Annotated in this window: 1 protein-coding gene; it reads left to right on the top strand. The window is 62.1% G+C overall.

Annotation, left to right across the window (positions count from 1 at the left end):
• The coding region (locus RKP46_RS02875; protein WP_311105230.1) for a tandem-95 repeat protein at positions 1–8,834 on the top strand (8,834 nt) is incomplete at both ends.

The following is an 8,834-nucleotide window of genomic DNA, read 5'->3' as shown; positions in this document are numbered from 1 at the left end:
ACGACGCGCACGACCGCATCCGCGCTACAGGGCAGGGTGCCGCGCTGATCGTCGTCACACGGCTCGACACCGACGGGCGCCTCGTCCAGGCCGTCCAAGCCATCAACACACAGCGCGCACCGGAAGCCGCTGGCGCCATTGCCTGGGATGAAGAAAGCCACACGGGCCGCGCAAACCCCCTCCCTGACGTCTACCCCGGGACGCTGACCTTGCTCCCCGGCGCTCCGCGACAACTCAAAGTCCACCTCATCGACCCCGACACGGGCGAGTCGACCAACATCCACACGGCCCACCAGATCGTTTTTGCCGGAACGCCAGAAGAAATCGAGACTTTCAAGGATCCGACGACACAGGTGCCGCTGATCGATCCGCTGACCGGTGAAATCGTCATCGACGCCGACACCGGCGAGATCGTGCTCGACCCGGACAGCGGCGAGACGATCACCTTCGTCATTCCCGCCGTACCCGAAGCCCGCAGCGGCACCCGCTACCTCATCTCCGACGACACCATCGCCACGGTCAGCGACGACGGTCTGATCACCGCTCGCAGAGCGGGCAGAACGACCCTCTCGATCATTCACCTGGCCACCCGCGTCGACACCGACGGTCAGATTCTCGAGCAGACCATCGGCCAAACCGATATCCTGCTCACCGTCACCCTGCCCACGGCGGTCGATGACGAAGCCAGCACTGCCACGCCGGCGGCCATTGTCGTCGTCGCCGAGCACGGCGGCATCGTCCGCGCCGCCAGCGGCGAGACCGTGCTCATCGGTGCTGGCGCCCTGAAGGCCGATACCGCGGTGGGCATCCGCCGCGTGGCGCTTGCCGACCTTGTCGCCACCACCGGCATGGCGCCGCCCGTCCCACGCCTCCTGTCGGCCATCGGCGCCTTCAGCCTCGACCTCGGGGCCGACCCGGCCGTACAGCCCCTGCAATTCGCCATCCCCGTTCAGGACGGCTTGCCGGCCACCCCCGGCGAAGAAATCTGGTTCCTCAGAAAAGGCACGCTGCCGTTGGCTGACGGCAGTTTCCAAGACACCTGGTGGCTCGCCGACAACGGCTACATCGGCGCCGACGGCATCGCCCGTACCGCCAGCACGCCTTATCCGGGATTGAACCGCTCCGGCGACTACCTCGTCTGCCGCGCCATCGTCAGCCAAGGCGCCCCGGCAGCGGTCAACGCAGCGAGCAACTCCTGGATCTCATTCGCTGGGGAAAGCCTGAGCATGAGCGGCTCACTCGCCTCGGCCCTGAGCGGAACCTCGCTCCTCGGATACCTCCTCTCCGAGGCGATCGGCATTACCGTCGGCGACTACGCCTTCGGTGTCCCGCGCAGCCTCGCTATCCCGCTGCCCAGCGTGAGCGCCGATGGCCGGGTGCGTCTCGATCTCGGCGAATGGCTGGCGCCGGCGCGCACCCCCTGGGGCCACGTGGCCCTGCCCAACATCAGCGCCGCCCGGGTCACCGACGACGGCCAGATCAGCCTGACGATCAACAACCCCGACCCCGGCGCCTTCGCCGGTCGACTCATCGTACGCGTCCTCTTCCCCAACGGCAGCGCGCGCGATGTCCTCACGCTCGACGGAAAGGCGCGCGGCGTTGTGAACCTCTCACCACCCGCCGGCATCGCAGTCGGCAGCGTCCGCTGGCAGATCGTGCGCCAGATCTCCAGCGCCCAACTCGACGGCACCGGCGGCTTCACAGAGGGCGAAATGCTGGAATTTGCCGGCAACACCCTGCGCATCGCGCCCCAGCCGCACATGGCGGCCGTCCTCACCCGCAACGGGCTGACCGTCCTGCGCGAGAACCTGGCCATTCGCGACATTCCACTGCCCGTCGATCTCCCCCTCCTCGAATCGATCGGCCAGAACGACCTGGGCGGCGGCGTCAATTCGCTCTACCGCAAGGTGCAACCCATCGCCTTCTCGACCGACCTCGCGCGCGCGTATGTCGCCGGCAACGGCGTCGTCTACTGCATCGATCTCGTCACCCTGCAACGGATCGACACCATCGCGCTCCCGTCCGGGCGCAACCTGCGCAGCCTGGCTATCGTCGGCAACCAGCTCCTGCTCGCCGAAGGCGGCGAAACCCCCGGCGCTCGCCTGCTTCTCCTCGACATTGCCCCGGGCAGCGCCGGCTACCATACCCACCTGCTCAGCCTGCGGTGGCCGGGCGGTGACGCGATCACCGGCTTCGCCGGCATCGCCGTCGGCCGCGACGCGCGCACCCTGGTGGTCAGCGCACCCAAGGGCGGCATTCTGCCCGCCTTGTGGTCCGACCGGCGCGAGCAAGGCGACATCCTGGTTTTCGACCTGTCCAGCCTCAACCCGAAGACCGGCGCGATCGCCGCACCCCTCGTTCCCGCCCTGCCGGCAAGCGGTTTGCGCACCCCGCTGATCGTCTCGGCCACCGACAACCCCGACCGCTACCTCGTCAGCGCTCCGAACAGCCTGCGCGCCGGCCTTGCCACGCTGCAACTCACACGCAACGAAGCCGGCCAAGCGAGGCTCGCCACGCTCAACACGATCCCCCTCATCCAGGGCAGTGAAAACGTTCGCTACGACGTCCTCGACCTGCAACGCGCACAGAGCGCCGTCTGGGTCAAGTACAAAGGTGTGGACTACGCAATCGTCGCCGACGACAACTACGGCATGCTCGACCCCTTCTACAACGACATGGAGCGCGGCCCCGAGTTCGTCCAGACCGGGCCATCGAGCGGCTCCTGGATCGTCCCCAAACCCGTCGCCGTCGGCGGCAAGCTCGGCCTCGTCCGGGATCCCTTCGGCACCCCGCAATACCTGGGCGCCACTGTGCCGCTCGATGGCTACGGCATCCAGAACCTCGCGCTCTCCGAAGACGGCCGGGTGCTCATCGGCCAACTCGAAGGACGCTTTGGCTCCATCCTCACCGGCGCCCTCAAACAGCCGCACGGACTCACCGCCTGGAGCGTCTACGACCTCATCGAGGCCGCCTTGGCGCTGCCGGAGAAAGACCGACTGTCGAAACACATCCCGCTGCCGGCGATGGGCGAACAAACCATCCCCGTGGCCAACGTCATGCCGCTGGGAACCGCGTTCGATCCGGAATTTATCGATATCGCCGTTACCGGCAAGCTGGGCGACATCATCGGCGTCGATCTGAGCGAACTGGCAGCCAAACAGCTCCTCCTCAAGGACAACAAAATCTCGCCCGTCGAAGCGCAAACGCCTTTGAAAGCCTTGAATGACGCTGCGCAGAGATTGGTCAAGAGGCGCATGGCGACGCTCGGAAATTTCAGCCTGCAAGGCTACGACCTGCAGCGCCTGGCGAGTCGCGAGAGTGCCCTGCAAGTGATCATGACGAGCCCAGCGTCGCCGACGATCTACTCCCGGTCGGGCGTCGATAGTCTGGTCGAAGACGCATTCGAGAAGACGGGCGTGCTCTTCTTCGCACGCCAACTGACCGAAGAAGGCGAGAACAACGACTTGGAGAAATTGCGCAGCGGCAAGACCTTGAGCGACAAGTGGGCGTCCTTCCTGTTTACCTGCACCGACTACTCGAAGGACGAGCCCGATTCCCTTGTCGGAAGCGCCCTGGTGACCGCCAAGGACTTTGCCAGCACGGCGAATGTCTATTTTGGGGACCGGCCGCTGGATGATCCGGGATATTCCAAGTTCGAACTGAGGGGCAGCGTGGGCATCAGTGCAGACAACGATCGACTCGATGTCTATCGCGTCGAACAGCGTTTGAAGTACCTCGGCTACAACGCCTACGACCCGACGAAAGCCTCGGCGTCGATCACCGAGTTCGCGGTAGACGGGATCTTCGGCGATCCCGAACGGCGTGCCTTGCAGCTCCTGGAGAAGATCGTTCGTTATGGCACCGGACCCACGACGGGCGAAGCGAAGGCGAAAGGCAAGGCCAGCAACAACTGGGCCACGGCTGAGGTCACCGTCAATATCCGCTATAACGCAGAGGATGGAAGCTACTCCGAACACGTGCTCGTCGGTGAGCCGAAGTACAGCTTGAAGGCGGCGGGAAAAGCCCTCGAGGCAGACGCGAGGAATGCAACCATTACAACGACCATCGAGGTGGCCACCAGGAGCGCCATCGAGAAAGCGAAACTGGAGGCCAAAGCCGACTTTGACAAGCAGATTGCCCAGACCTGGGTGTTCGAACCGGCCAAGTTCAGCGCCGATGGGCTGATCGAGTCGCCCAGTGCCCAGGCGGAAGGCGCGAAAACCCTCGGCTGGTTGAACGCCTACAATGCGCCGCACTGGATGCGCTTTGCGGGTGAACAGCTTGCTCAGGGCTGGGTCTACGTGGGCGAGAGCCAGCGTACCGACATGACGAGCTGGGTGCGCGATCTGATGATCGCTTCGGCCACGTCGGCGGAACTGCAGAAACGACCGGAGAAGCTCGTCTTCCAAGGTGGCGGCGAACTGGGCAGCCTCCTGAACCTGGGGATCAACCCGAAATATGTCTCCAAGGTCTACCAGGACAGCCTCTACGGCGACGAATGGCTGTTGGGTCTGGTCGATCCGAAGAGCATCGACCTTGACAAGGAAACAGCGAACAAGGAGGGGACGGCGCTGCAGAAACTGAAGTACGCGATCACCGAACTCAAGGCCCCGAAGGAGAAACGCGCCGGTACCTGGAACGCGCAGGACGCTGAAAAACTCGCCAACCTGCTGGATTTCGTCAACCGTGTCGCGCCGCCAAGCGGCAAACAGAACAACCAGAAAGAGGCGCTCAAGGATTTCCAGGTGGTCTATGGCGCGACGCAAGATGACGGCCAGGCCGGCAATGGCATCGGCTGGGACGACATCAAGATTGCCAGCGCCGGCGATAAGGATAGGATTAAGGTGGCATTATTTGGAACTGGCACTTCGGTAAATGGGTTGATAGACAATAATGAGTTGTTCTTGGGCGGTGTTGGTGCTTATGGTGGTGGGGTTGGTGCAAAACTAGATACTAAGTCTTTGAGCGCTATAATGGGTGATTCGAAACGCGTCGACTATGCTGATTGGGTTTATCCAATTAACATTGCCATGGCGCGATTTAACATAAACACCCCAAAACGAGTCGCAGCGTTTTTAGCGAACGTTTATAAGGAGAGTGCTCAGCTTGAGAAGACAGCGGAGAATACGGATTGGACACTTTCTGACCCAAGGCAACGTATAGGAAGATTTAAAAGCGCGTCAGCGGCAATCTTAACCGAATACGCAAACAGGTCCGCAGACGACAAAGCTGATTACGCGTACGGAAATCGTCCCGATAGAGGAAATACCGAATGGACTGACGGGCATAAATACAAGGGCAGAGGAATTATTCATCTGACTTGGAAAAATAACTACAAGGCTGCAAACGACGCATTAAACAGCATATATGGTTCCGGCGCGTTTGATCTGTTGAACAATTATGAGTCTGTTTCAGGCGACAAATCAATTTCTGCCCTATCAGGCGCGTTCTTCTGGCAAAGCACAACTACTACCGCAACTGGAAAAAATTTGAATCTTGTTGCCGATGCAGATGATTTTAGAGGAACGGTTAAGGGTGTGAATGGTGGCGGGGTTAGCCTTAAAGAAATAGATAACCGAACTGGCATATGGAAGAAGGTTAACAAATTTATCTATGACCAGAATGCTTATGGCAACATGGGAGAGCTTGTTTCGGCGCTGGGTATTCATGCCATCCAGAAGGCTGGCTACAACACAAAGTTTGGCATAAATCTAGGCAGCCGAGCTGCACAAATAATTCTGTCTTCTAGTACAAGCAAATTGATATCCGATGAAAATTCGAAAGGATCTGTAGCAACGTTAAGCGATAGTCTTGATGCGAAAGCATCCCAAGATTTAGTTACGGACTTTAATGTTGAATTGGGAGGTTTTGATATGTTGTTCGTTAGTGCTATTGATAGCCTTCAAAATCCTTCTCAGCCCATGTTGGTTGCACACGCAACCCCTGTGCCAGCCTCGGCGGGAAACGCCAAACTGTATGGAACGGTAGGCGTGTGCTACCCCGCTTCAAATGTCAAGGGCGAAATCTCTTCTTTGGGCCCTGCTGACGTTGCGGAACTGGCGTTCGCAACAAAGCAACTGCCATTGTATGTAAATGATTACGCAGCGTTCGCTGAGGCTATGCAGAAATCGACCGTTGAGGTTACAAAACAGCCTGAATACGGTCTATTGATGGCGGTCGGAATCGGCGACCCAGCGTATGCAGGCCCAAATAGCTACCGATACATGCCAAAATCAAATTACATAGGTGCAGACAGGGTTGATTTTCTTGTCGTGTTTGGGAAAAACAAGGTAAAGATTATCTATTTCATTAAAGTAATTGGAACTGAAATCACTACCTACAATCACGGCGCAATTTATAAAAAATATTGTCCAAAATCATCGGAATGGGTGATTTCTTCCGTTCCGAGCGAATTCGATTCCTGGTTTCAGCATGAGCGGAAGCTTGATTTGGATTTCGCCGATCTCCGCGGCTACTGTGTTGGTGAAACCACTGAATCCGATGCGTCCGCCCATATCACCCTTGACACAGACGCCGCCGGCTACGGTTGGTTCATCGATCCCACCCCGAGCGACCACGAGGAATTCCTTCCGACGTCCGACCCCCACGAATGGATCGCCAAACCGGGGAATGACGCCGCCGGCAAGATGGACCTCGTCACCGTCCTCCTGCACGAATACGGCCATGCGCAGGGCCTCGATCACTCGGTCTACGCGCACGACCTGATGGCGACCACGCTGCTCCCAGGCGTGCGCCGCCTACCGTCCGAGAGTGAATGGGCAACGCTGCGCGGGCTGCTTACCAGCGCCGGCGGCGCCCCCGTGCCGCAGGACCCGTTCCGTCCCCCCGGCGCCCCGCTACCGGTCAGCCGTAGCCTGGGAGGGGCCCTACGCAGTGCTCGTCAACCCGTCTTGGGCCTCGGCGGCGCTGATCGCGCCGGCCTTACCCAATACGACACCGCCGCCAATCTGACGCTGACCAACCCCGAGTTCGCCAACGGCACCGCCTGGTCCACCACCGGCGACGTCACCTTCGCCCCTGGCGCCGCCACGCTCAAGGAAACCCCGACCAGCCAGACCCGCCTCAGCCAAGCCTTCGTCCTCGGCCCCGACGACCGGTATCTCACCTTCACCCTCTCCGCCATCGCCCTGGACGACGTTGACAACGCCCCCGACGACGCCTTCGAAGTCGCCCTGATCGACGCCAACACCGGCCTCTCTCTGCTCGGCGGTACCGGCCTCACCCACAACGACGCCTTCCTCAACCTGCAAGCCGACGGCTCCGAAACAAAATCCAGCGGCGTCACCACCATCCGCAACCCCGACGGCAGCCGCAGCGTCCTCGTCGACCTCGCCGGCGTGCACGCCAACGCCCCCGCCGGCACCGTCGTCAACCTCAGCTTCGACCTCATCGGCTTCGGCCGCGGGACAGCCGCCGTCAGCAGCCGCGTCACCGTCAAGGATCTCCATCTCGGCTTGCCGCAGGAGGGCCCGCAAGCGCGTGACGACAGCGCCACCACCGCCGAAGACACCCCGATCGACCTCGATGTCGCCGCCAACGACACCGTCACCAGTCCGGCCCATTCCCCGTCCACCCCCATCCTCGTCAGCGGCCCCGCACACGGCAGCGTCGAACTCACCGCGCAAGGCCGCCTTCGCTACACCCCGGCCGCCGACTGGTCGGGCGAAGACCAGTTCACCTACCGCCTCGCGAACGACAGCGGCGAATCCAACATCGCCACCGTCACCCTCACCGTCACCCCGGTCAACGACGCCCCCGTCCTCACCGACCAAGACCTGTCCGGCTTCGAGGACACCCCCCTCGCCGGCAGCCTGCTGACCACAGCGAGCGACACGGAAGCCGCCCCCCTCACCGCGACGCTGATCAGCGGCCCGGCGCACGGCACCCTGGTGGTCAACCCCGACTTCAGCTTCACCTATACCCCGGACGCCAACTGGAACGGCAGCGACCGCTTCAGCTACCGAGTGAGCGACGGCGAACTCGACTCCCCGCTGGCCACCGTCCACCTCACCGTCGCCCCGGTGAACGACGCCCCGGTCATCGCCCCGCAACGCGTCACCGTGGATGAAGACACCCCCGTCCCCGTCGACCTCCTCGCCGCCGCCAGCGACGTCGACGGCGACACCCTGACCGTCACCCTCACCACCGCCCCGCAGCACGGCCGCTTCACCCAGAACGCCGACGGCACCTGGACCTACGTCCCCACTACCGACTGGAACGGCCAAGACAGCGCCAGCTTCGACCTCAGCGACGGCACGCTCAGCACCTCTGCACAGATCGAATTCACCGTCACCCCGGTGAACGACGCCCCCGTCCTCGCCGACCAAGACCTGTCCGGCTTCGAGGACACCCCCCTCGCCGGTAGCCTGCTGACCACAGCGAGCGACACGGAAGCCGCCCCCCTCACCGCGACGCTGATCAGCGGCCCGGCGCACGGCACCCTGGTGGTCAACCCCGACTTCAGCTTCACCTATACCCCGGACGCCAACTGGAACGGCAGCGACCGCTTCAGCTACCGAGTGAGCGACGGCGAACTCGACTCCCCGCTGGCCACCGTCCACCTCACCGTCGCCCCGGTGAACGACGCCCCGGTCATCGCCCCGCAACGCGTCACCGTGGATGAAGACACCCCCGTCCCCGTCGACCTCCTCGCCGCCGCCAGCGACGTCGACGGCGACACCCTGACCGTCACCCTCACCACCGCCCCGCAGCACGGCCGCTTCACCCAGAACGCCGACGGCACCTGGACCTACGTCCCCACTACCGACTGGAACGGCCAAGACAGCGCCAGCTTCGACCTCAGCGACGGCACG

The organism is Accumulibacter sp. (assembly GCF_031732815.1).
Lineage (GTDB): Bacteria > Pseudomonadota > Gammaproteobacteria > Burkholderiales > Rhodocyclaceae > Accumulibacter.
The sequence above is the reverse complement of the archived record's forward strand: the minus strand, read 5'-3'. Positions and strand labels throughout refer to the sequence as shown.